Raw genomic sequence first — 20,953 nt, 5'->3', positions numbered from 1 at the left:
ACGAATCGTTCTTCCCGTGGTTGAGGTCCTTCGCTCGGTTGACGCCCGTCCGGCGCGACCCTAGCCTTGCGGCGAGGGCGACGAGCCGCTGACCGACGAGCCCGTTCCGAACGAGCCGTCAGCGCCACCGGCACGCCCTGTTGTCAACGACGATCGGACCTGAAGCCATGGCGCGCCTTTTCTCGATGGCGACCGGCCGGACCCAGGCCAGCCCTGCCGCCGCGGCCCAGACCGTCACCGAGCGCGCGGAGCTCGCTCGCATTAAGGACGAGCGGGCCGAGCGGCTGAACCGCCGTCTCACGGTCGTCCTCTGCCGGCTGGCCGGCTTCATGCTCTTCGGTCTCGGCGCCGTCTACTGGGTTCGGATCGTCGGCATCCACGAAGGCGCGCTGTGGCGCTTCGACCTCATGCCGGTTGCGTGGAAGGTTTCGGTGGCGTCGCTGGCCGTCCTCTACCCCGTAGCGGGCGTCGGCCTCTGGATGACCGCGTCCTGGGGCGCGGTGATCTGGGCGATCATCGTCCTCGCGGAGAGTCTGATGCATCTCGCGCTGCCCTACATCTTCGGAGAGCCCGGCCTCTTCCTCTTCCTCAATGCCTTCGGCTTCCTGATGCTGATCGTGCTTCGTCTCGTCGGCTGGTGGGAGGCGCGACATCGCCTTTCCCGGGGCCTGTCGCATGCGGCCCGGCCCGGTGCCGACAAAGCGTCTTAAAACTTTCCACCTCGATGCACGTCGCATTAAGCAAGCCAAACGGTCGGCCTCCAGTAACACCGTGTTAAGGCTGGGTTTTAAGTCGAATTTTATAAGGCCTCGCTATGGTCGTAGCCAAGATGGAGCCGAACAAGAGCATCCGTCACCAGCAACAGCGGAGCCGATACTATGAAGAATGTCGTCAAGACTGAAGTGGCAGCCCAGGTCGAGCCGAAGATCGAACTGAAGGCGCTGTACATGGAGACGCTGCAGCTCGTCGAACGGCTGCACCGCCGCCTTCTCGACGTGGTCAAGGACGAGTTCGACCGCGCCGGCCGCACCGACATCAACGCCGTCCAGGCCCTGCTTCTCTTCAACATCGGCGACAGCGTTCTCACCGCCGGCGAGCTGCGCACCCGCGGCTTCTACCTCGGCTCCAACGTTTCCTACAACCTGAAGAAGCTCGTCGACCTCGGCTTCATCGACCACAAGCGCTCCCGCGTCGACCGCCGCGCCGTCCGCGTCCAGCTGACCCCCGCGGGCATGGAAATCGCCGCGAAGGTGGCCGATCTCTACGATCGCCACATCGGCTCGATCGACAAGGTCGGCGGTCTCGACGAGCAGGAATTCCAGAAGCTGAACAAGGCCATGCAGCGCCTCGACCGGTTCTGGAACGACCAGATCCAGTATCGTCTCTAAGCCTTCGAACCACCGTTCCCGAAAGGCCTCGCGATGGACCGTCGCGAGGCCTTCGTTCGTTCGGAGGGCTTTTCTTGTTCCGTTCGACCCCTGGTTTCGGCGAGGGTCCACGCTTTGGCCATATTGACGTGGATTCAACAGCCTAACCGCGCGCGGTCCGGTCAGGCCGTCCGACGCGTTTTCCAATCGTTTACCACGGACGCGCATAACGGACGGCAGGTGAACGACAATGAAGAGGGTCGAGATGAGCGAAGGAACCAAGAGGATCGAAGGTCGGGCGATCTCGCGCCGCAAGCTTTTGGCCGGAGCCGCGGCCGCCGGCGCCGCGATGATGCCGGGCGTGGCCCTCGCACAGTCCGCGCTCAGCGATCTCCTCGCCGCTCCGACCCGCGGCAATTGGGACGATCAGTTCGACACCCGCGGATCGAACGGCGGCTCGGCCAAGGTCAGCTCCAACCAGCCGGTCTTCTCGCCGAACACCGTGACCTCGATGCAGCAGGCGATGTCGCAGTACCAGCAGATCGTCGGCGCCGGCGGCTGGCCTGCCGTTCCCGAGGTCGGCAAGCTGCAGCTCGGCGTCCAGAACGCCGCCGTTTCGACGCTGCGCCAGCGCCTCATGGTGTCGGGCGATCTTTCGCAATCGGCCGGCCTCTCCCCGGCCTTCGACAGCTATGTCGACGCCGCGACCAAGCGCTTCCAGACCCGGCACGGCCTGCCCGACGACGGCGTGATCTCGACCTACACCTACAAGGCCCTCAACGTTCCCGCCGACATCCGGCTCGGCCAGCTCCAGACGAACATCGTTCGCCTTCAGTCCATGTCGGGCTTCCTCGGTGATCGCTTCGTGATGGTGAACGTACCCGCCGCCGCCATCGAGGCGGTCGAGAACGGTCGCGTCGTCCAGCGTCACACGGCCGTGGTCGGCAAGATCGATCGGCAGACGCCGATCCTGAACTCCAAGATCACCAACCTCAACCTCAATCCCTACTGGCATGCGCCGGAATCGATCGTTCGCAAGGACATCATCCCGCTGATGCAGAAGGACCCGACCTACCTCGCCAAGAACGACATCAAGATCTTCGCGCCGGACGGCACCGAGATCCCGCCCGAATCGATCGACTGGAACACGGACGAGGCGGCGCGCTACCTTTTCCGCCAGGAGCCCGGCAAGAACAACGCGATGAGCTCGGTGAAGATCAACTTCCCCAACACGCACGCGACCTACATGCACGACACGCCCCAGCAGAGCCTCTTCTCGAAGCTGATGCGCTTCGAATCGTCGGGCTGCGTGCGCGTCCAGAACGTGCGCGACCTCGTCGTCTGGCTCGCCCGCGACGAAGCGGGCTGGGATCGCCAGTCGATCGAGCGCGTCATCGCCACCCGCAAGCGCCAGGACATCGACCTGAAGAACCCGGTGCCGGTCTACTTCACCTACATCTCCGCCTGGGCGACCGACCCGAGCGTGGTGCAGTTCCGCGACGACATTTATCATCGCGACGGTGCCGAGCAGCTCGCGATGAACGATCTGCAGGCCGTGGCCTATTCGCCCAACGAGCAGGTTCTGACGCAGGCGGCCGATCAGGCCTACTGATCGTCTTCTTTTCGCGTGTTCAAGAAGCCGAGGGCGCAAAGCGTCCTCGGCTTCGTCGTTTTTCAACGACGATTGGCGCGACGGCGGCGGCATGGTATCGGCGACCGTCGCCAGCGATCCTTCCAAGGCGGCCCGAAACGGAGAGTCCCGATGTCCGAAGCGCAGCGCGCCGATTCCGAGTCCGATTTCGCCACCTTCTTCGAAGACGGCATCGCCACCAGCGATGCCGCGCTCTTCGACGCCATGAAGGGTGAACTGCATCGCCAGCAGAACGAGATCGAGCTCATCGCCTCGGAGAACATCGTCTCGCGCGCCGTTCTCGAAGCGCAGGGGTCCGTGCTGACGAACAAGTATGCGGAGGGCTATCCCGGCCGGCGCTACTACGGCGGTTGCCATTTCGTCGACATCGTCGAGGACCTCGCCATCGAGCGCGCCAAGCAATTGTTCGGCTGCGGCTTCGCCAACGTCCAGGCCAATTCCGGCAGCCAAGCGAACCAGGCCGTGCTGCTCGCCCTGTCGAAGCCCGGCGAGACGCTGCTCGGCATGAGTCTGGATGCCGGCGGCCATCTGACGCACGGCGCCAAGCCGAACCTGTCCGGCAAGTGGTTCAACGCGGTCCAGTACGGCCTCGATCTCGAGACGGGCCTCATCGACTACGACCAGGTCGAGGCTCTGGCGCACGAGCACAAGCCGGCGATCCTCATCGCGGGCGGCTCGGCCTATTCGCGCGTGATCGATTTCGCCCGCATGCGCGCCATCGCGGACGCCGTCGGCGCGATCCTCTGGGTCGACATGGCCCACTTCGCCGGCCTCGTGGCGGGCGGCGCCCATCCGAGCCCGTTCCCGCACGCCCATGTCGCGACCTCGACGACGCACAAGACCCTGCGCGGTCCGCGCGGCGGTCTCGTCCTGACCAACGACGAGGCGATCGCCAAGAAGATCAACTCGGCGATCTTCCCCGGCCTTCAGGGCGGGCCCCTGATGCATGTGATCGCCGGCAAGGCGGCGGCCTTCGGCGAGGCGCTCCGGCCGTCCTACGCGTCCTACATCGCCTCGGTCGTCTCGAACGCCAAGGTGCTCGCCGAGACCGTCCGCGAGGGCGGCTTCGACATCGTCTCCGGCGGTACGGACACGCATCTGATGCTGGTCGATCTTCGCCCGAAGAACCTCACCGGCAAGGCCTCCGAGGTCGCGCTCGGCCGGGCGGCGATCACCTGCAACAAGAACGGCGTTCCGAACGATCCGCAGAAGCCGACCATCACCTCCGGCATTCGCCTCGGCACCCCGGCCGCCACCACGCGCGGCTTCGGCAACGCCGAGTTCCGCGAGGTCGGCAAGTTGATCGTGGAGGTGCTGGATGGTCTGAAGGCGTCCAATTCCGACGAGGGCAACGCCACGGTGGAAGCGCATGTGAAGGAGAAGGTCGAGGCCTTGACCGCGCGCTTCCCGATCTACGCCGGCCTCGGCTGAAGCGCGGCGACGCGAGGCGCTGACGGATGCGTTGCCCCTACTGCGCCTCGCAGGACAGCCAGGTGAAGGACTCTCGGCCGGCGGAGGATGGCGCGGCCATCCGCCGCCGCCGCGTCTGTCCCGACTGCGGCGGCCGCTTCACGACCTTCGAGCGCGTCCAGCTGCGCGAGCTTCAGGTGACCAAGAAATCGGGGCGCCGGGTTCCCTTCGATCGCGACAAGCTGGCCCGCTCGGTCCAGGTGGCCCTGCGCAAGCGGCCGGTCGAGGCCGACCGGGTGGAGCGGATGATTTCCGGCATCGTGCGCCAGCTGGAATCCACGGGGGAAAGCGAGGTCACCTCCGACCAGATCGGCCATCTCGTCATGGAAGCCCTGCGGGGCCTCGACGAGATCGCCTATGTCCGTTTCGCTTCCGTCTACCGCGACTTCCGCGAGGCGAAGGACTTCGCCGCCGTCCTGGGCGAACTTGCGGTGAACCGCGTCGAAGGCGAGACGCCCGACGAGCGCCCGACCCGACCCGACCCGGCCCGACCCGATGAGCGCTGAACGATGATCGACGACGCGGCGACGGCGCTCGACCGCCGCTTCATGGCCGCCGCGATCCGCTTCTCGGAGCGCCACACCGGCCTGACCGGAACCAATCCCTCGGTCGCGACGCTCCTCGTGCGAGACGACGGTCGGGGCCCCTGGATCGTCGGGCGCGGCATCACCGCGCCGGGCGGGCGACCCCATGCCGAAACGCAGGCGATCAACGAGGCCGGCGCGCTGGGGCCGGGCGCCACCGCCTATGTCACGCTGGAGCCCTGCGCCCACCACGGCCGCACGCCGCCCTGCGCCGAAGCGCTCGTGCGCGCCGGCATCGCGCGGACGGTTTCCGCGTCCGGCGATCCCGACGACCGCGTCGACGGACGCGGCCATGCGATCCTGCGCGCGGCCGGGATCGAGGTCGCGACCCGCGTGCTCGCGGCAGACGCCGCGCGCGCCATGTCCGGCTATCTTCGCCGCAGCACGGAGCGACGACCCGAAGTGACGCTGAAGCTCGCGATCTCGCGCGACGGCTGCATCGGGCGCAAAGGCGAGGGGCAGATCTACATCACCGGGCCGATCGCCAACCGGCAGACGCATCTTCTGCGAGCCCGTTCGGACGCCATTCTCGTCGGCCTCGGCACGCTCCTCGCCGACGATCCGCAGCTTACCTGCCGCCTGCCGGGTCTGGAAGGCCGCTCGCCGCTGCGCATCGTCCTCGACACGCGTCTGGAAGCGCCGCTGTCGGCCGGGCTCGTTCAGACCGCCCGCCGCGTCCCCACCGCGCTCGCCGTCATCGCCGAGAAGGCGTCGGCGAGCGCCGAGCCGTTCCGCGCGGCGGGCTGCGCTATCCTCGCCTGCGAAGCCGATCCGGCGAGCGGGCGTGTCGCGCTGCCCGAACTCCTGGAAGACCTTGCCGCACGCGGCATCTCCAGCGTCCTCGTCGAGGGCGGAGCGGGGGTGGCGCGCGCTGTTCTGGAGGAGGATCTCGTCGACCGGCTGATCCTCGTCGAGGGCGCGGACGAGATCGGGGCAGGGGGGCTTGCATCTCCTCTCGATCCGCACGACGTGCCGGATCGATTCCTGCGATCGCGCATCCTCCATCTCGGCCGGGATCGCTGGACTGAATACGAACGCCGCGTCCGCTCTTGAGGCTTCCCCCATGTTCACCGGAATCGTCACCGATATCGGCCGCATCGCCAAGGCCGAGCCGCTCGACCAAGGCCAGCGCTTTCGGATCGAAACGGTCTACGACCCCGCCGGCATCGCGCTCGGCGCGTCGATCGCCTGCTCGGGCGTCTGCCTCACCGTCACCCGGCTTCCCGAGGCCGGGTCGAGGGAGCGCTGGTTCGAGGTCGAGGCCTGGGAGGAGGCGCTGCGCCTGACGACGGCGGGCGGCTGGACCGAGGGAAGCCGCATCAATCTCGAACGCGCCCTGAAGGTCGGCGACGAGTTGGGCGGGCATCTCGTCTCCGGCCATGTCGACGGCATTGCCGAGATCGTCGCGGTGACCGAGGAAGGCGAGGCGACGCGCTTCCGGCTTCGCGTTTCCCCCGAGCACAAGCGATACATCGCCCGGAAGGGATCGGTCTGCCTCGACGGCACGTCTCTCACGGTCAACGGCGTCGCCGACGACGTTTTCGACGTCCTCCTGATCCGCCACTCCCTCGGCGTCACGACCTGGGGCGAGCGGCGGGCGGGCGATCGGGTCAATCTCGAGATCGACCAGATCGCGCGCTATGCCGAGCGCCTCTTCGCCGCCGAGACGCGCTGACGCCGCCGCGCATCGCTTTCATGCGCGAGCGAGATACCGCCCGGGGCCGACTTGCTCTATAGGCTCGTCCTCAATCCCAAGACCGATGTTCCGGAAAGCCCGTCCATGTCGAATCCGCATCTCCTCATCGTCGAGGCCCGCTTCTACGATCACCTCGCCGACGGTCTCCTGACCGGCGCGAAGGGAGCGCTCGAGAAGGCCGGCGCGACCTTCGACGTGGTGACCGTCCCCGGCGCGCTCGAAATACCGGCGGCCATCGGCTTCGCGCTCGGCGGCGAGGATGCCGGCGGCAAGGCCTATGACGGCTTCGTCGCGCTCGGAACGGTGATCCGGGGAGAGACCTACCATTTCGAGATCGTCGCGAACGAGTCCTCGCGCGCCCTCATGGACCTCTCCGTCTCCGACGCGATCGCCATCGGCAACGGCATCCTGACGGTCGAAAACGAGGAGCAGGCGATGGACCGCGCCCTCGTCGAGCGCAAGAACAAGGGCGGCGCCGCTGCCGAGGCCGCGCTGCAGATGATCGCGCTCAAGAAGAAGCTCGGAGCCTGAGCGTCATGTCCGACACCGCGCCCAAACCCGTCAAGCAGGCCAACAAGCGAGGCGCCGCGCGCCTCGCCGCCGTGCAGGCGCTCTACCAGATGGATGTCGGCGGCACCGGGCTGCTGGAGACGGTTGCGGAATACGAGTCCTTTCGTCTCGGCCAGGAGGTCGACGGGGAGACCTATCGCGAGGCCGACGCCGCCTGGTTCCGCGACATCGTTTCCGGCGTCGTGCGCGGTCAGACCGCGATCGATCCCCTGATCCACACCTCGCTGACGCCCGACTGGCCGCTCGCCCGCCTCGATACGACCCTGCGCGCCATCCTGCGCGCCGGCACCTACGAGATCACCGGGCGCAAGGACGTGCCGGTCGCCGTGATCATCGTCGAATATGTCGATATCGCCAAAGCCTTCTACACCGAGGACGAGCCCCGCCTCGTCAACGCCGTCCTCGATCGCGTCTCGCGCCGGGTGAGGGGCGAGGGGCGCGGAACGAGCTGACGCCGGATCGGGGCCGCCGCGACAGCGCTCGCTTGACGCGGCATCGCCCTTCTATAACGTCCCCTTTGTTCGAAGCGGCCAGGAAGAGTCGTCCGAACATGGCTTTTCGAAGCATGACGGCCTGACAGCGTCGGCCGTGGGGGGACAAGAACGGCATGGCGACCATACTTCTGATCGTAATTCTCTGCGGCGCCCTATCGATCGCCTATGCGATCTGGGCTACGCAGTCCGTGATGGCGGCCGACCAAGGCAGTCCGCGCATGCGCGAGATCGCCGGTGCGATCCGCGAGGGCGCGCAGGCCTATCTGGCGCGCCAGTACACCACCATCGCCATCGTCGGCGTCATCGTTCTCGCGCTCACCTGGTGGCTGCTCTCGGGCTACGCCGCGGGCGGCTTTCTGATCGGTTCGGTCCTGTCGGGCCTCGCCGGCTTCATCGGGATGAACGTTTCGGTGCGCGCCAACGTGCGCACGGCGCAGGCGGCTTCGCGCTCGCTGTCCGCCGGCCTCGACATCGCCTTCAAGTCGGGTGCGATCACGGGCATGCTCGTCGCGGGCCTCGCCCTCATCGGCGTCGCCGCCTACTTCCTGATCCTGACGAGCCAGCTCGGCTTCGCGCCCTCCGACCGCACGGTGATCGACAGCCTCGTCTCGCTCGGCTTCGGCGCGTCGCTGATCTCGATCTTCGCGCGCCTGGGCGGCGGCATCTTCACCAAGGGCGCCGATGTCGGCGGCGATCTCGTGGGCAAGGTCGAGGCGGGCATCCCCGAGGACGATCCGCGCAACCCGGCCACCATCGCCGACAATGTCGGCGACAATGTCGGCGACTGCGCGGGCATGGCGGCCGATCTCTTCGAGACCTATGCCGTGACCGTCGTCGCGACCATGGTCCTCGGCGCGATCTTCTTCGTCGGTCAGCCGATCCTCGAAAGCGTGATGATCTACCCGCTCGTGATCTGCGGCGCCTGCATCATCACCTCGATCGTCGGCACCTTCTTCGTGCGGCTCGGCGCCAACGGCTCGATCATGGGCGCGCTCTACAAGGGGCTCTGGGTGACGACGCTCCTGTCGATCGTCGGCCTCGCCGTCGCGACCTATGCGACCGTCGGCTTCGGCGACGTCGGCACGACCTCGCAGGGCCTGACGATCAACGGACTGAACCTCTTCATCTGCGGCGTGATCGGCCTCGCCGTCACCGGGCTCATCGTCTGGATCACCGAATACTACACCGGCATCGGCTTCCGGCCGGTGCGTTCGATCAGCCAGGCCTCGGTCTCGGGCCATGGCACGAACGTGATCCAGGGCCTCGCCGTCTCGCTGGAATCCACCGCGCTGCCGACGCTCGTCATCGTCGGCGGCATCATCTCGACCTTCCAGCTCGCCGGGCTCTACGGCACGGGCATCGCCGTCACCGCCATGCTCGGCGTCGCCGGCATGATCGTCGCGCTCGATGCCTTCGGTCCGGTCACGGACAATGCGGGCGGCATCGCGGAAATGGCGGGACTGCCGGCCGACGTGCGCAGGTCCACCGACGCGCTCGACGCGGTCGGCAACACCACGAAGGCGGTGACCAAGGGCTACGCGATCGGTTCGGCTGGTCTCGGCGCGCTCGTCCTCTTCGCCGCCTACAATTACGATCTCCAGTATTTCGTGGCGGAAGCGGCGGCGGGACGGGGCTACGCCTACTTCGCGGGCGTCGTGCCGGACTTCTCGCTGACCAATCCCTTCGTGGTGGTCGGCCTCCTGCTCGGCGGTCTCATTCCCTATCTCTTCGGCGGCATCGCAATGACCGCCGTCGGCCGCGCGGCGAGCGCGGTGGTGGAGGAGGTGCGCCGCCAGTTCCGCGAGAAGCCCGGTATCATGGCCGGCACGGAACGGCCGGACTATGCCCGCGCGGTCGACATGCTGACCCGCGCGGCGATCCGCGAGATGATCGTGCCCTCGCTCCTGCCGGTGCTGGCGCCGATCGTGGTCTACTTCGGCGTGCTCCTGATCGCCGGCAAGAGCCAGGCCTTCTCGGCGCTGGGGGCCATGCTGCTCGGCGTGATCGTCACCGGTCTCTTCGTGGCGATCTCGATGACCTCCGGCGGCGGCGCCTGGGACAATGCCAAGAAGAGCTTCGAGGACGGCTTCGTCGACACGGCCGGCACCCGCCACATGAAGGGATCGGACGCGCACAAGGCGTCCGTCACGGGCGACACGGTCGGCGATCCCTACAAGGACACGGCCGGGCCCGCGGTGAATCCCGCGATCAAGATCACGAACATCGTGGCCCTTCTCCTGCTGGCGATCCTCGCCCACAGCTGAGACGCGGCGACCTGCCGCCGATCGGGTGGACTTCGCCCGGTCGCAAAGACGGGCGGTGGCGGTCGAACGACCGCCTCGCCGTCCGTCGGCGGCGGCCAGAACCGCACGACGACATGAAAAAGCCCGCCGATGTCGACATCGGCGGGCTTTTCGCGTGATCGAGGAAGACGGTCTCTACCGATCGGGACCGATCGTCGAGGGACCCTGCTGGCCGACGCTGCCGGGCACGCCGGGCTGCAGGATCTGGCCGAGGAAGCTCACGTCCTTGCCGCCGGTCGGCGTCGTGCGCGAGATGAAGTCGAAGAGCTTGCCGTTCTGGAGGCCGTAATTGCCGAGGCGCTCCACGGTGCCGTCGTCCTTGAAATAGACCGCGAGCACGCGCTGGTCGACCAGCGTCGGCTTCATGAACGCCATCTGCCGGACGCGCTTCTGCGAGATGTAGTAGAACACCTCGTTGTCGAAGGTGGCTGTCGTCGACGGGGAGCCGAGCGCCAGGATCACCTGTTCGCGGCTCGATCCGACGGGGACGAGTTCGATCGTCTGCTCGTCGACGATATAGCCCTGGTTCAGCGTCTCGCTCGTCGAGCAGGCGCTGGTCGACAGCAGGCCGACAGCGAGGGTTGCGCCGAGCGCGGCGCGCTGAATTCGTCCGTTGCGGATCACGCGTGACATCTCCCCTGGAACGGCGTCCGGACGTCCCTAATCCCCATGCAAGGCAGGATCGCGGCGAAAGCTGCGATCCCATCCGGTGGGCATCAACTAAAGCACTCCGTCAAACGTTGCAATCGGACCCGCGGCGTGTCACGGCGCCCCGGAAGGAGGGCGTCATGTCGATGCTGGAGAGATGGCGGCAGCGCAGCCGCAACCGCGAGCGAAACCGGGAAATCGTCGACGATCTCTATGCTGGGATCGTGGAGACCTCGCGCCGCCCGATGCTCTTCGTCGAGGCTGGTCTGCCCGACACGGTCATGGGCCGCTTCGAATCGCTGTCGATTTCCGTCTTCCTCGTGCTCGCCCGCTGCGGCGAGGACCCGGAGCTGAAGCCGCTGGCGCAGGATCTCGTCGATCGCTTCATGCTGGATGTCGAGGATTCCATCCGCGAACTCGGGATCGGCGATGTCTCGGTGCCCAAGCGGATGCGAAAGCTCGCCGGCATGTTCTACGAGCGGGTCGGCGCCTATGACGCCCCCCTCGCCGTCGGCGACCGCGAGGCCTTGGCCCTCGGCCTGCAGCGATTCGCATTGGCGGACGCCCCGGCCGGAACCGACGCCGCACCGCTCGCCGCCGACTTGATCGCCCGCCACGCGGCCTATCGCCGCCTGCCCTCGGCCGCGATACTGCGCGGCCGGCTCGACGAGGAGAGTTGAGGACCATGTCCGAAGACAAGACCGAACGACGGAGCGACGGGCCGAGCTTCTGGATCACCGCCTCCCGCCTTCCCCAGAACGGCATGCCGATCCGTTTCGTGGCTCGGGACGACGAGCGCAAGGGGCTGGCGCAGCGTCTCGACATCCCGGCGGTCGAGCGTCTGGAGGCCGACGTGACGGTGGAGGCCTGGCGCAACGAAGGCGTTCGGATCATCGGCGATTACGGCGCCGACGTCGTCCAGTCCTGCGTGGTGACGCTGGAGCCGGTTCGTCAGACGATCGAGGAGACCATCGACCTCGTCTTCGTTCCCGAGCAGTCGCGGCTCGCCCGTCCCGATACGACGGCCGACGGCGAACTGCATCTCGACCCCGAGGGCGACGACATTCCCGAAACTTTTACAGGCGACCGCATCGACTTCGGTGCGGTCTTGTCCGAACTCGTCGCTCTGGCGCTCGATCCCTATCCCCGCGCAGCGGGGATCGAGTTCGACGATTTCGACACCGATCCCGAGCCGGACGCCGGAAAGATCTCGCCCTTCGCCAAGCTCGAAAGCCTGAAGCGCGAGAAATAGCGGGCACCGCGCCGCACCTTCGCCGCCTTCTGCCTGCATCGGACGACCGCGGACGCTGAACACCTCCGGGCGCAGGGGCCGGCCGGTCGTCAGGCGGTGGGGCCCGGCCTGTTGTCAGGCGGTGGGACCCGGCCTCTTGTCAGGCGGTGGGGCCCGGCCTGTTGTCAGGCGGTGGGAAATGACTATGGTCGCGCCGCGTCGAGCGATCCGACAGCCGAAAGCGAGCAGGGTTTGAAGCAGATCATGGGTGTGACCATCTCCATCGATGCGATGGGAGGAGATCATGGGCCGTCCGTCATCCTGCCCGGCGCCAATATCGCTCTTCAGCGCCATCCGGGCCTGCGCTTCGTCATCTTCGGCGAGCAGGATCAGGTCATGCCGGTCCTCGACACGCTGCCGCAGCTGAAGGCGGCTTCGGTCTTCCACCATTGCGACGTGTCGATCCGCATGGACGACAAGCCGAGCCAGGCGCTGCGCCAGGGCCGCTACAAGTCGTCCATGTGGCGCGCGATCGAGGCCGTGAAGACCGGCGAGGCCGGCGTCGCGGTGTCGGCCGGCAACACCGGCGCGCTGATGGCGATGGCGAAGTTCTGCTTGCGCACCATGGCGAGCATCGAGCGTCCGGCGATCGCCGCGATCTGGCCGACGCAGCGCGGCGAGAGCGTCGTGCTCGACGTCGGCGCCACGATCGGCGCGGACGCGCAGCAGCTTCTCGACTTTTCCATGATGGGCGCGGCCATGGCGCGCGCGCTGTTTGGCATCGAACGCCCGACCGTCGGTCTCCTCAACATCGGGGTCGAGGAGGTGAAGGGGCAGGACGAGGTCCGCGAAGCCGGCCGTCTTCTGAAGGAGACGCCGCTCGGGGGGCTCGTCTATCACGGCTTCGTCGAGGGCGACGATCTGGGCAAGGGCACGGTCGACGTCGTCGTGACCGAAGGGTTCACCGGCAACATCGCGTTGAAGACCGCCGAAGGCACGGCACGTCAGATCGCCGGCTATCTCAAGGCCGCGATGACCCGAACCTGGCTCGCCCGGCTCGGCTATCTCCTCGCCAAGGGCGCGTTCGACCGTCTCCGAGACAAGATGGATCCGCGCAAGGTCAATGGCGGCGTGTTCCTCGGCCTCAACGGCATCGTCATCAAGAGCCATGGCGGCACGGACGCGGAGGGCACGGCCGCCGCGATCGACCTCGCCTATGCCATGGCGGAAAACCGCCTTCAGGAGCGGATCGAGGAAGACTTGCGCAATTTCTATCTCCGCGTCTCCGACGAGGCGGCGGCCGATGCCGCTCCGAGCTCGGCTCCCGTGCTTCCCGAAGCCGATGCCCCGGAGATCGCCCGATGAGCGTCGTGAGATCCGTGATCCGTGGCACCGGCTCGCGTCTGCCCGAGCGCGTCATGGCCAATGCCGACTTCGCTGGCATGGTGGAGACCTCCGACGAGTGGATCGTGCAGCGCACCGGCATCAAGCGGCGCCACATCGCCGCCGCCGAGGAAACGACCGTTTCACTGGCCGAAGGGGCCGCCCGCGAGGCTCTCGCGGCCGCCGGCCTGGAGCCGGGCGACATCGACCTCATCGTGTTGGCCACGGCGACGCCGAACAACACCTTTCCCGCCTCCGCCGTCCAGGTGCAGCGCCGGCTCGGCATCCATCACGGCTTCGCCTTCGACGTCGCCGCCGTCTGCAGCGGGTTCGTCTACGCGCTGACGACGGCCGACCTCTACCTGCGCGGCGGCATGGCGAAGCGAGCGCTGGTGATCGGCGCGGAAACCTTCTCGCGCATTCTCGACTGGCAGGACCGCTCGACCTGCGTCCTCTTCGGCGACGGCGCCGGCGCGGTGGTTCTGGAAGCCGTGGCGGGGGAGGGAACACCGGCCGACCGCGGCGTCCTCGTCTCGCGCCTGCGCTCGGACGGAGCCCACGAGCAGAAGCTCTACGTCGATGGCGGACCCTCGACGACGGGAACCGTCGGCAAGCTGCGCATGGAGGGCCGCGAGGTCTTCAAGCATGCGGTCGGCATGATCACCGACGTCGTGGAGGACTCCTTTGCCGCTCTCGGCGTCGCCGCCGACGATGTCGACTGGTTCGTTCCGCATCAGGCCAATCGGCGCATCATCGATGCGTCCGCCAGGAAGCTCGGCATCCCGCCGGAAAAGGTGGTCGTCACGGTCGACGATCACGGAAACACATCCGCCGCTTCGATCCCGCTCGCGCTCGATCGCGCCGTTCGGGACGGACGTATCCGAACGGGCGACCTCGTTTTGCTGGAAGCCATGGGTGGCGGCTTCACCTGGGGCGCCGTGCTCGTCCGCTGGTAGGCGGCGCTTGATTACGTCAGCAACTTCGATATCTTGGCGCGAATTCAAAGTGCTGGGGGGTCCGCTGGGGAGCGGGGCTTCGAGGTCATTCATCAAGGGGATTTCGAATGGGCGATCGAACGGTCACGCGTGCTGACCTCGCCGAGGCGGTGTTCCGCAAGATCGGCCTGTCCCGCACCGAATCGGCCTTCCTCGTGGAGACCATTCTCGAAGAGATCTGCGCGACCATCGCCCGCGGCGAATCCGTCAAGATCTCGTCCTTCGGGTCCTTCCTGGTGCGCGACAAGAACGAACGGGTCGGACGCAATCCGAAAACCGGCGAGGAGGTCCCGATCTCCCCGCGCCGCGTCGCGGTCTTCAAGCCGTCGAACGTCATGAAGGACCGCATTCTCGAATCGCATGCCAAGCGACGGGTTGCCAGCGCCAGCGGCGGTGTTTCCGCCGGGGCTTCGACGCCCGTCGAGATGCTGAAGGCCGCCGAGTAATCGCGGCCGTCGTCGGCTGGCCCTCCCGGCCTCTCGAATCGGCCTGCTCCAATGGCCCTTCCGACGTGGCCCCTCTCCTGGGATCGACATGACCGACAAGAGCATCGACGCGTTCCGCACCATCAGCGAGGTCGCCGAAGACCTGAACCTGCCGCAGCATGTCCTGCGGTTTTGGGAAACGCGCTTCGCACAGATCAAGCCGATGAAGCGCGGCGGGGGCCGGCGCTACTATCGTCCCGACGACGTGGAATTGCTGAAGGGCATTCGCTTCCTGCTCTACGTCAAGGGTTTCACGATCAAGGGCGTGCAGCGCATCCTGAAGGAAAACGGCAATCGCTTCGTCATCTCGATCGGGGAAGGGAACCTCACCGGTCTCGACGACATGCAGACCGGCCGTGCCCTCGGTCCGCTGCCGGAGGATGCGGAGGGCGAAGCGGAGGTCGAGATGGACGAAGGCGAGTTGATCTCCGACGAGCCGCGCGCGCCCGAACGCCTGCAGGTCGAGAAGCCGCGCGGCCTTTCCGCGCTCCTGCGCCGCGGCGAGCGGGATGTGGAGGCCGGTCCACAGCTCGGCCTCCCCACCGAAACGGCTGCGAGCCTTCAGGACGTCATCATGGAACTCCTGGAGTGCAAGCGCCTGCTCGATCAGGTCCGCTGAAGCGTCCGCGATCCCGAGATCCGGCTTGAAAAAGACTTGCGCCGGAAGCCCGCACTCTCTAAGGGTTCCCGCAGTCGGAGCGTAGCGCAGCCTGGTAGCGCACTTGGATGGGGTCCAAGGGGTCGGAGGTTCGAATCCTCTCGCTCCGACCAGTCACGAGGCCGGTTCGGCCGTCGGACGATGGAGCGGCGAAGACCCTCCACTGATCGCGGATGCGGTTTTATCTCATTCAAGCATTGATCATGGACATCTCGTCACAAGCGCATCGTGGCGGGTCGGATAACGGCGCCGCGCATCGGCGATGGACATGGCTATGGCCCTGGGTCGCCGGGCCCGATGCTGGGATCGGGACCGACGTGATCGTCAGATCCCTGCGACTTCGCTCATGCCGCTTCATGACGAAGCCTTCTGATCGCCCCTCGAGACGTCTTCTGCGCGCCTGATGCATCGAGCCGGCTGCAACTCTGCGAACCCACGCGTCGGTCCGAACGTCGAACGCCGCGCTTGGATGGTTCGGTTCGCGCCGGCAAAAGAAAACCCGCCGCGGCAAGCCGGGCGGGTTGAGTTAGTGCATGTATCTGGGAGGAAACGATGCAGGAACCAATATACATGCTGCGCTGCGTCATGGGAGACGGGGCGCTGCATGGCAGCCATGCGCTGAACGCCGGTCCCGGTCGAAAGCCCCGCGCCAACGGCGTCGACCCCGTCAGTTCGCGGCGCCGTGGCCGATCCCCGCCATGGACAGCGCATCGAGGACGCCGTTCATCATAATCTGGGTGCCGACGCACAGAAGCAGAAAGGCCGACAGCCGCGTGACGATCTGGACCCGGGTCTCGCCGAGAAGGGCTGTGATCGAATCGGACGAGCGATAGGCGAGCCAGATCAGGATCGCCACGCTGAGGGCGGCCAGCGAGGTCGCCGTGATGAACCCGATCGAACTCGCGGCGCCCGTCGGGCGATTCGATCCCAAGGCGATCGCGACCGAGATGGTGCCGGGACCGGTCGTCATGGGCAGCGTCAACGGAAAGAAGGCGACATCCTGCGCACCGACGGCTTCTCCGGCCTGCCGATGCTTGCGCTGGTCGCGCGCTTCGGGTGCCGACAGCAATTCCCAGGCCCAGGCTGCGACGACGAGACCACCGGCGATGCGCAGCGCCGCGATGCTGACGCCGAAGAAGTCCATCACGACCGTTCCGCCCCAAAGCGCGCCCAGCATGACGAGGGCGGAATAGAAGCCGATACGCCGGGCGAGCTGCGCGCGCTGGAGATGCGTCCGGTCGGCCGTCACCTGACTGAAGATGAACGCCGTTCCGACGGGGTTGACGATGGAGAAGAGGGCGGTGAAGGCGAGGAGAAAGGTCCGCACCACACCGAAATCGTCGCTCATGACATCTCCTCCGCCGTGCCGGATCGTGCCGGGTGCCGGAGCCGAGGGCAAGAGCGCCGGGCGCGGACGCCATGGGCAACCCGCAGGGCGCCAGAGCCGCCATCACCGCTCGACGCGATCGTCCCGCCCCGCGCCGAGGCGGACATACATTCGAGAGGTGGAGATACCGTTAACGATCGATCAACGCGCCGTCCTGCTACGGCATGGCCGTCATGCAGGATTGTGCATTGCAACATAAATCGGTTCGCATCATCTTCAGGCACGAAAGGAGATCACAATGAACCTGATCCAAAAGCTCCGTTCCGCCCTTGGCGAAGACCGCGCCACCCGCATGGAACTCGACTATCTCAACGAAGCCGTCTCCATCGTCGACCTGGAAAGCCGCCAGCGTCAGATCGATCGCGGGCGCTTCCGCAAGCGTGCGTTCACGCTCTGACGAGACGGACGCGGTGCGGAGACGTTTGCGGCTAAGCCGTGAAATGCCTCCGTCAGACTTTTCACATCGATGAAAATCGACGTGTTCGGCTTGCGGCTGGTCTCGGCTTGCCCCAATGCTCCCTCGATCACAATGGCAGTCGAGGATGAGCGACATGACAGACATCTGGTTCCGCACGGGCGAGGCGACCGTTCTGGCGGCCGAAGGCCAGTACACCGACGCGATGCCGGAGGTGCTGATCGGTTCCGTCCGCGGCCCGGTGGGTCAGGCCTTCGCGTCGATGATGGGACAGGTCGAGGGCCACACGCGCATGTTCGTCGTGCGGGACCTGAACCAGCTCGTTCGGCCGGCCACGATGATGACGACCAAGGCGACCATTCGCGAAGAGGGCTATATCGCCTTGCTGGGCGGCGTCGTGCAGGGCGCGACCGGCGACGCGATCGTCGATTGCCTGATCGAGGGCATCCTGCCGAAGGACGATGCGGACGAGCTGTGCATGATCATCATGATCTGGCTCGATCCTCGCTGTCCCGGCCATGCCGAGATCGACCTGAAGGATCTCTACCGGACCAATTACGAGGCGACCAAGATCGCGATCTCGCGCGCCATGACCGGCAAGCCGACGGTCGAGGATCTCATCGCCAATCGTCGCACGATCCAGCATTACGCGCTGAGCGGTATCGTCGAGAACTGAAGGACCGGGGGCCGGTCTGCGGCGTCAGTCGAGAGGCGAGGCGGTCCCCACCGGGACCGCCTTTTTCATGGGCCTACCCCACCGCCGTTCCAGCGCGATACAGCCCCAGAGGATGCCGGCGATCAGGTAGAAATGCCGCCAGTGGTCGGTGTCGATGACGTTGCCGACGACGACATGGCAGACGAAGACCGAATAGGCGCTCATCAGATACGGCTGCCACGGGCGTTCGCGCAGCAGGATCTTCAGCCCGAGGGACAGCGTCAGGATCGTGAACGTGACGTAGGCGATGAAGCCGAGCCAGGAATAGTCGAGCAGGCTCTTCAGCCAGATGTTGTGCGTGTCCTCGCCGTAGATCGGGCCGAAGACCAGCGGACCGATGCCGAGCGGATGCTCCATGGCCATCTCGAAGCCGAGGAGATGGCGCGCGAAGCGGCCGAGCCGGGCCGAATCGTAGGACTGGACGAGCTGCGCGCGCTCCGAGAAGAGGCTCGACACCTTGTCGGACTGGAGCGCGACGAGGATCACGAGGAGCATCAGCACGATCCCGGCGATGGCGATGGTCGCGATCTTCAGGCGGAACTTCGCCGAGCGCTCCTTCAGCAGCAGGAAGCCGACGCACAGGACGATGGACCCTCCGTAGAGGCCCCAGGCCGCCCGCGAGAAGGACAGGAAGACGGCGAGCGTGAGAACGCCGAGCGCCGCGACCTTCCAGGGCGCCGTGACGAGCCGCTCGCTGACGAGACGCTGCACCAGATAGACCGCGGGCAGGGTGAGGAAGGGTCCGAAGACGTTCGGGTCCTGAAAGGCGCCTTTGGCGCGTTCGTAGAGCGTGAACTGGGCCGCGCCGGGAAAGGCGTTGAAGTAACCGAGAATGCCGAGAGCGCCCGTGGCGAGCGCCGCGAGGAGATAGGCATTGTAGATGAGGCGAAGGCGACGCCAGTCGGCCTCGACGACGCTCGCGTAGAAGACCGCGGACAGCGCGAGGAAGGTGGAGACCGCGACATACATCGGGCCGTCGCCCAGATCCTTCATCTGCGTGACGGAGACGAGGCCCCCTAGGTTGAACACGATGAGAAGGACGAGGAGCGGCGCCGTTCCCGCACTGATCGTCAGGCCGCCGAAGAGGGCCCAGAGCGGGATCAGCCCCGCCATGAAGAGTTCGTAGGGCGCCGGCTCCGAAATGACGAAGCCCGACAGGAAGACGGCGGCCGCGATCGCCGCGCTGCCGATCAGCGCGAACTGGCGGCGGCCGAGATCGGCGAAGGCGGCGCGGGGGGCATCGAACCCGCCGCCGATATGCGCCGCGCTCGCCATCAGTAGGCGTGTTCGGTCTGGAAGAGACTGAGCGGCGTGCGGATCAGGATGGCGAGATCGAGAAGCACCGACCAGTTCTCGATGTAGTGCAGGTCGAGCTCGACCCGCTTCTTGAGCTTTTGCGGATCGTCGATCTCGCCGCGAAAGCCTTTGATCTGAGCAAGGCCCGTGATGCCCGGCTTCACCTTGTGGCGCCCGAAATAGCCGTCGACAATCTCGACGAAGGCTTCGTTGCCGCTGGATTTGGCATAGACCGCATGCGGACGGGGACCGACGAGCGACAGCTGGCCGCGGATGACGTTGAAGAGCTGGGGCAGCTCGTCGATGGAGCTCTTGCGGATGAACCGGCCGACGCGCGTCACGCGGGGATCCCCGCGCGTCACGATCTTGGCGGCCGCCGGATCCGACATTTCGTGGAACATCGAGCGGAACTTCAGAACTTCGATGATCTGATTGTTGAAGCCGTGCCGCTTCTGCCGAAAGATCACCGGACCCCGGGAGTCCCATTTGATCGCCACGGCCGTCGCCAGCATGATCGGCGACAGCGCCACGATCGCGAGGGAGGCGAAGACGAGGTCGAAGATCCGCTTGGCGATCCAGTCCCAATCCGCCAGGGGCCGGTCGAAGACGTCGAGCAGCGGGATCTCGCCGATGAAGGAGTAGGAGCGCGGGCGAAAGCGCAGCTGGGCCGTGTGCGCGGAAAGGCGGATGTCGAGCGGCAGCACCCAGAGCTGCTTCAGGAGCGCCAGCACGCGCTGCTCCGCGGTGATCGGGAGGGTGACGATCAGCATGTCGACCTGCGCGAGGCGGGTGAATTCGACGAGTTCGCTGATGTTGCCGAGTTTGGGATAGCCGGCCACGATCGGCGGCGAGCGCCGGTCTCCGCGGTCGTCGAAGATACCGCAGATGCGGATGTCGCTTTCGGGCTCGAGCTCGAGCCCTCGAATGAGATCTTCCGCGCCCTTGCCGCCGCCCACGATCACCGCGCGTCGCTCGATGATGCCGTTGCGGGCCCAGCGCCGGAGCTTGACGCGGAGAAGGAGCCTGGCGAGGCCGAGCACCCCGGAGCCGAAGAGGAACCAGCTGGCGAGCCAGACGCGCGAGACGTCGTCGGTCAGCTTGGCGAAGAAGAGGCCCACGGCGACGAGCGCGAGCGCAGCGCCCCAGCACAGCGTGATCCGCGTCAACTGCCGAAGGTGGGAGCGGAGGAAGGAGATCTCGTAGCCGTGTCCGAGCTGAATGGCTGCGACGCCGAGGGCGGCGCCCGTCAGGGACGCCAGGAGATACGGGACCTGCGATCCGTTCGGATCGTGACCGACATAGAGGACGAAGATGGCCGCCGAGACCGACAGGAGCAGCGTGAACTCGACGAGGCGCCAGATCCCGCTGAGCAGCGTCGGCGAGATGACCTTCTTCCTGAACTGCAGCGCCGCGCGCGCGGCATGGTCGTTCAGCTGCACGCTGCCCGGTTGCGAGGACGGAGCCTCGAACGCCCGCACGGCTTCCGTCGTGTAGGGTAGGTGTCCGTCGATCGTATCCATCTCGCCTTCCGGCTCAAGCAGCGCGTTGTTGCCTCGGCTCCCGCCGCAGCTTTCCCTCGCGAGGGGAGGGGATCTGCCAAGTCGA

At 66.6% G+C, this 20,953-nt stretch carries 22 protein-coding genes and 1 tRNA gene; 19 read left to right on the top strand and 4 right to left on the bottom strand.

The annotated features are described in order from the left end of the window. Nucleotides 1–167 precede the first annotated feature (167 nt). The 10 genes from ASG43_RS09670 (at nucleotide 168) to ASG43_RS09625 (ending at nucleotide 10,096) form a co-directional block, all read left to right on the top strand. Nucleotides 168–710 carry a DUF6163 family protein gene (locus ASG43_RS09670; RefSeq protein WP_244488048.1) on the top strand — a complete coding sequence of 181 codons (543 nt, stop codon included), beginning with the start codon at nucleotides 168–170 and terminating at the stop codon, nucleotides 708–710. A gap of 168 nt (nucleotides 711–878) precedes the next feature. After that, nucleotides 879–1,388: a MarR family winged helix-turn-helix transcriptional regulator gene (locus tag ASG43_RS09665; protein ID WP_056503706.1), complete on the top strand. Its 510-nt coding sequence runs from the start codon at nucleotides 879–881 to the stop codon at nucleotides 1,386–1,388. A gap of 244 nt (nucleotides 1,389–1,632) precedes the next feature. Continuing rightward, complete coding sequence (locus ASG43_RS09660) at nucleotides 1,633–2,979, top strand: L,D-transpeptidase family protein (protein WP_056504449.1); 1,347 nt, start codon at nucleotides 1,633–1,635, stop codon at nucleotides 2,977–2,979. A 150-nt stretch (nucleotides 2,980–3,129) separates the two neighbouring features. Beyond that, nucleotides 3,130–4,449 carry a serine hydroxymethyltransferase gene (gene glyA / locus ASG43_RS09655; RefSeq protein ID WP_056503703.1) on the top strand — a complete coding sequence of 440 codons (1,320 nt, stop codon included), beginning with the start codon at nucleotides 3,130–3,132 and terminating at the stop codon, nucleotides 4,447–4,449. A 26-nt stretch (nucleotides 4,450–4,475) separates the two neighbouring features. Continuing rightward, nucleotides 4,476–4,994 carry a transcriptional regulator NrdR gene (gene nrdR, locus ASG43_RS09650; protein WP_056503700.1) on the top strand — a complete coding sequence of 173 codons (519 nt, stop codon included), beginning with the start codon at nucleotides 4,476–4,478 and terminating at the stop codon, nucleotides 4,992–4,994. 3 nt (nucleotides 4,995–4,997) lie between these two features. Further along, nucleotides 4,998–6,125: a bifunctional diaminohydroxyphosphoribosylaminopyrimidine deaminase/5-amino-6-(5-phosphoribosylamino)uracil reductase RibD gene (gene ribD, locus ASG43_RS09645; protein WP_056503698.1), complete on the top strand. Its 1,128-nt coding sequence runs from the start codon at nucleotides 4,998–5,000 to the stop codon at nucleotides 6,123–6,125. A 10-nt stretch (nucleotides 6,126–6,135) separates the two neighbouring features. Continuing rightward, on the top strand, nucleotides 6,136–6,747 hold the full coding sequence (locus ASG43_RS09640) for a riboflavin synthase (protein ID WP_056503696.1): 612 nt from the start codon (nucleotides 6,136–6,138) through the stop codon (nucleotides 6,745–6,747). A gap of 105 nt (nucleotides 6,748–6,852) precedes the next feature. After that, nucleotides 6,853–7,299, top strand: a complete 447-nt coding sequence (locus tag ASG43_RS09635; RefSeq protein WP_056504447.1) for a 6,7-dimethyl-8-ribityllumazine synthase — start codon at nucleotides 6,853–6,855, stop codon at nucleotides 7,297–7,299. A 5-nt stretch (nucleotides 7,300–7,304) separates the two neighbouring features. After that, complete coding sequence (nusB, locus tag ASG43_RS09630) at nucleotides 7,305–7,790, top strand: transcription antitermination factor NusB (RefSeq protein WP_056503693.1); 486 nt, start codon at nucleotides 7,305–7,307, stop codon at nucleotides 7,788–7,790. A 155-nt stretch (nucleotides 7,791–7,945) separates the two neighbouring features. Then, a complete protein-coding gene (locus ASG43_RS09625; protein WP_056503691.1) occupies nucleotides 7,946–10,096 on the top strand; it encodes a sodium-translocating pyrophosphatase in 2,151 nt (716 codons plus the stop codon). A gap of 174 nt (nucleotides 10,097–10,270) precedes the next feature. On the opposite strand, the gene ASG43_RS09620 is transcribed toward ASG43_RS09625, so the two are convergent. Beyond that, nucleotides 10,271–10,768 carry an outer membrane protein assembly factor BamE gene (locus tag ASG43_RS09620; protein WP_056503687.1) on the bottom strand — a complete coding sequence of 166 codons (498 nt, stop codon included), beginning with the start codon at nucleotides 10,766–10,768 and terminating at the stop codon, nucleotides 10,271–10,273. Nucleotides 10,769–10,923: 155 nt separating this feature from the next. Between ASG43_RS09620 and ASG43_RS09615 the strand changes: the two genes are divergently transcribed. The 7 genes from ASG43_RS09615 (at nucleotide 10,924) to ASG43_RS09585 (ending at nucleotide 15,648) form a co-directional block, all read left to right on the top strand. After that, on the top strand, nucleotides 10,924–11,463 hold the full coding sequence (locus tag ASG43_RS09615) for a ubiquinol-cytochrome C chaperone family protein (protein ID WP_156386617.1): 540 nt from the start codon (nucleotides 10,924–10,926) through the stop codon (nucleotides 11,461–11,463). 5 nt (nucleotides 11,464–11,468) lie between these two features. After that, entirely contained in the window at nucleotides 11,469–12,035 is a 567-nt protein-coding gene (locus tag ASG43_RS09610) for a DUF177 domain-containing protein (protein WP_056503684.1), read from the top strand. 243 nt (nucleotides 12,036–12,278) lie between these two features. Beyond that, complete coding sequence (plsX, locus tag ASG43_RS09605; protein ID WP_056504438.1) at nucleotides 12,279–13,379, top strand: phosphate acyltransferase PlsX; 1,101 nt, start codon at nucleotides 12,279–12,281, stop codon at nucleotides 13,377–13,379. Continuing rightward, nucleotides 13,376–14,353, top strand: a complete 978-nt coding sequence (locus ASG43_RS09600; RefSeq protein ID WP_056503682.1) for a beta-ketoacyl-ACP synthase III — start codon at nucleotides 13,376–13,378, stop codon at nucleotides 14,351–14,353. Before plsX ends, ASG43_RS09600 begins: the two co-directional genes overlap by 4 nt. A 107-nt stretch (nucleotides 14,354–14,460) precedes the next feature. Then, nucleotides 14,461–14,838, top strand: coding sequence for an integration host factor subunit alpha (locus ASG43_RS09595; RefSeq protein WP_056503679.1), 378 nt, complete (start codon nucleotides 14,461–14,463; stop codon nucleotides 14,836–14,838). An 88-nt stretch (nucleotides 14,839–14,926) separates the two neighbouring features. After that, nucleotides 14,927–15,496, top strand: coding sequence for a MerR family transcriptional regulator (locus tag ASG43_RS09590; RefSeq protein ID WP_056503677.1), 570 nt, complete (start codon nucleotides 14,927–14,929; stop codon nucleotides 15,494–15,496). Nucleotides 15,497–15,571: 75 nt separating this feature from the next. After that, nucleotides 15,572–15,648, top strand: a tRNA-Pro gene (locus ASG43_RS09585). A 554-nt stretch (nucleotides 15,649–16,202) separates the two neighbouring features. Here ASG43_RS09585 and ASG43_RS09580 read toward each other — a convergent pair. Next, a complete protein-coding gene (locus ASG43_RS09580) occupies nucleotides 16,203–16,883 on the bottom strand; it encodes a MarC family protein (RefSeq protein ID WP_056503675.1) in 681 nt (226 codons plus the stop codon). 277 nt (nucleotides 16,884–17,160) lie between these two features. Between ASG43_RS09580 and ASG43_RS22685 the strand changes: the two genes are divergently transcribed. Further along, nucleotides 17,161–17,319, top strand: coding sequence for a DUF3563 domain-containing protein (locus tag ASG43_RS22685; protein WP_156386616.1), 159 nt, complete (start codon nucleotides 17,161–17,163; stop codon nucleotides 17,317–17,319). A 154-nt stretch (nucleotides 17,320–17,473) separates the two neighbouring features. Further along, on the top strand, nucleotides 17,474–18,013 hold the full coding sequence (locus ASG43_RS09575; protein WP_056504436.1) for a formaldehyde-activating enzyme: 540 nt from the start codon (nucleotides 17,474–17,476) through the stop codon (nucleotides 18,011–18,013). A gap of 24 nt (nucleotides 18,014–18,037) precedes the next feature. On the opposite strand, the gene ASG43_RS09570 is transcribed toward ASG43_RS09575, so the two are convergent. Next, entirely contained in the window at nucleotides 18,038–19,327 is a 1,290-nt protein-coding gene (locus ASG43_RS09570) for an O-antigen ligase family protein (RefSeq protein ID WP_244488047.1), read from the bottom strand. Then, the gene (locus ASG43_RS09565; RefSeq protein WP_056503672.1) at nucleotides 19,327–20,868 is read right to left on the bottom strand and encodes an undecaprenyl-phosphate glucose phosphotransferase; all 1,542 of its coding nucleotides are present in this window, start codon (nucleotides 20,866–20,868) and stop codon (nucleotides 19,327–19,329) included. The genes ASG43_RS09570 and ASG43_RS09565 overlap by 1 nt, the downstream gene beginning before the upstream one ends. Nucleotides 20,869–20,953 lie beyond the last annotated feature (85 nt).

The organism is Aureimonas sp. Leaf454, assembly GCF_001424685.1.
GTDB lineage: Bacteria > Pseudomonadota > Alphaproteobacteria > Rhizobiales > Rhizobiaceae > Plantimonas.
The sequence above is the reverse complement of the archived record's forward strand: the minus strand, read 5'-3'. Positions and strand labels throughout refer to the sequence as shown.

What these genes read in the sequence shown, in the direction of transcription:
- ASG43_RS09570 (WP_244488047.1), bottom strand. Translation starts at nt 19,327, where the DNA reads ATGGCGAGCGCGGCGCATATCGGCGGCGGGTTCGATGCCCCCCGCGCC.
- ASG43_RS09615 (WP_156386617.1), top strand. Translation starts at nt 10,924, where the DNA reads ATGTCGATGCTGGAGAGATGGCGGCAGCGCAGCCGCAACCGCGAGCGA.
- ASG43_RS09610 (WP_056503684.1), top strand. Translation starts at nt 11,469, where the DNA reads ATGTCCGAAGACAAGACCGAACGACGGAGCGACGGGCCGAGCTTCTGG.
- ASG43_RS09595 (WP_056503679.1), top strand. Translation starts at nt 14,461, where the DNA reads ATGGGCGATCGAACGGTCACGCGTGCTGACCTCGCCGAGGCGGTGTTC.
- plsX (WP_056504438.1), top strand. Translation starts at nt 12,279, where the DNA reads ATGGGTGTGACCATCTCCATCGATGCGATGGGAGGAGATCATGGGCCG.
- ASG43_RS09625 (WP_056503691.1), top strand. Translation starts at nt 7,946, where the DNA reads ATGGCGACCATACTTCTGATCGTAATTCTCTGCGGCGCCCTATCGATC.
- ASG43_RS09620 (WP_056503687.1), bottom strand. Translation starts at nt 10,768, where the DNA reads ATGTCACGCGTGATCCGCAACGGACGAATTCAGCGCGCCGCGCTCGGC.
- nusB (WP_056503693.1), top strand. Translation starts at nt 7,305, where the DNA reads ATGTCCGACACCGCGCCCAAACCCGTCAAGCAGGCCAACAAGCGAGGC.
- ASG43_RS09565 (WP_056503672.1), bottom strand. Translation starts at nt 20,868, where the DNA reads ATGGATACGATCGACGGACACCTACCCTACACGACGGAAGCCGTGCGG.
- ASG43_RS09660 (WP_056504449.1), top strand. Translation starts at nt 1,633, where the DNA reads ATGAGCGAAGGAACCAAGAGGATCGAAGGTCGGGCGATCTCGCGCCGC.
- ASG43_RS09600 (WP_056503682.1), top strand. Translation starts at nt 13,376, where the DNA reads ATGAGCGTCGTGAGATCCGTGATCCGTGGCACCGGCTCGCGTCTGCCC.
- ribD (WP_056503698.1), top strand. Translation starts at nt 4,998, where the DNA reads ATGATCGACGACGCGGCGACGGCGCTCGACCGCCGCTTCATGGCCGCC.
- ASG43_RS22685 (WP_156386616.1), top strand. Translation starts at nt 17,161, where the DNA reads ATGAACCTGATCCAAAAGCTCCGTTCCGCCCTTGGCGAAGACCGCGCC.
- ASG43_RS09665 (WP_056503706.1), top strand. Translation starts at nt 879, where the DNA reads ATGAAGAATGTCGTCAAGACTGAAGTGGCAGCCCAGGTCGAGCCGAAG.
- ASG43_RS09635 (WP_056504447.1), top strand. Translation starts at nt 6,853, where the DNA reads ATGTCGAATCCGCATCTCCTCATCGTCGAGGCCCGCTTCTACGATCAC.
- ASG43_RS09670 (WP_244488048.1), top strand. Translation starts at nt 168, where the DNA reads ATGGCGCGCCTTTTCTCGATGGCGACCGGCCGGACCCAGGCCAGCCCT.
- ASG43_RS09640 (WP_056503696.1), top strand. Translation starts at nt 6,136, where the DNA reads ATGTTCACCGGAATCGTCACCGATATCGGCCGCATCGCCAAGGCCGAG.
- nrdR (WP_056503700.1), top strand. Translation starts at nt 4,476, where the DNA reads ATGCGTTGCCCCTACTGCGCCTCGCAGGACAGCCAGGTGAAGGACTCT.
- ASG43_RS09580 (WP_056503675.1), bottom strand. Translation starts at nt 16,883, where the DNA reads ATGAGCGACGATTTCGGTGTGGTGCGGACCTTTCTCCTCGCCTTCACC.
- glyA (WP_056503703.1), top strand. Translation starts at nt 3,130, where the DNA reads ATGTCCGAAGCGCAGCGCGCCGATTCCGAGTCCGATTTCGCCACCTTC.
- ASG43_RS09575 (WP_056504436.1), top strand. Translation starts at nt 17,474, where the DNA reads ATGACAGACATCTGGTTCCGCACGGGCGAGGCGACCGTTCTGGCGGCC.
- ASG43_RS09590 (WP_056503677.1), top strand. Translation starts at nt 14,927, where the DNA reads ATGACCGACAAGAGCATCGACGCGTTCCGCACCATCAGCGAGGTCGCC.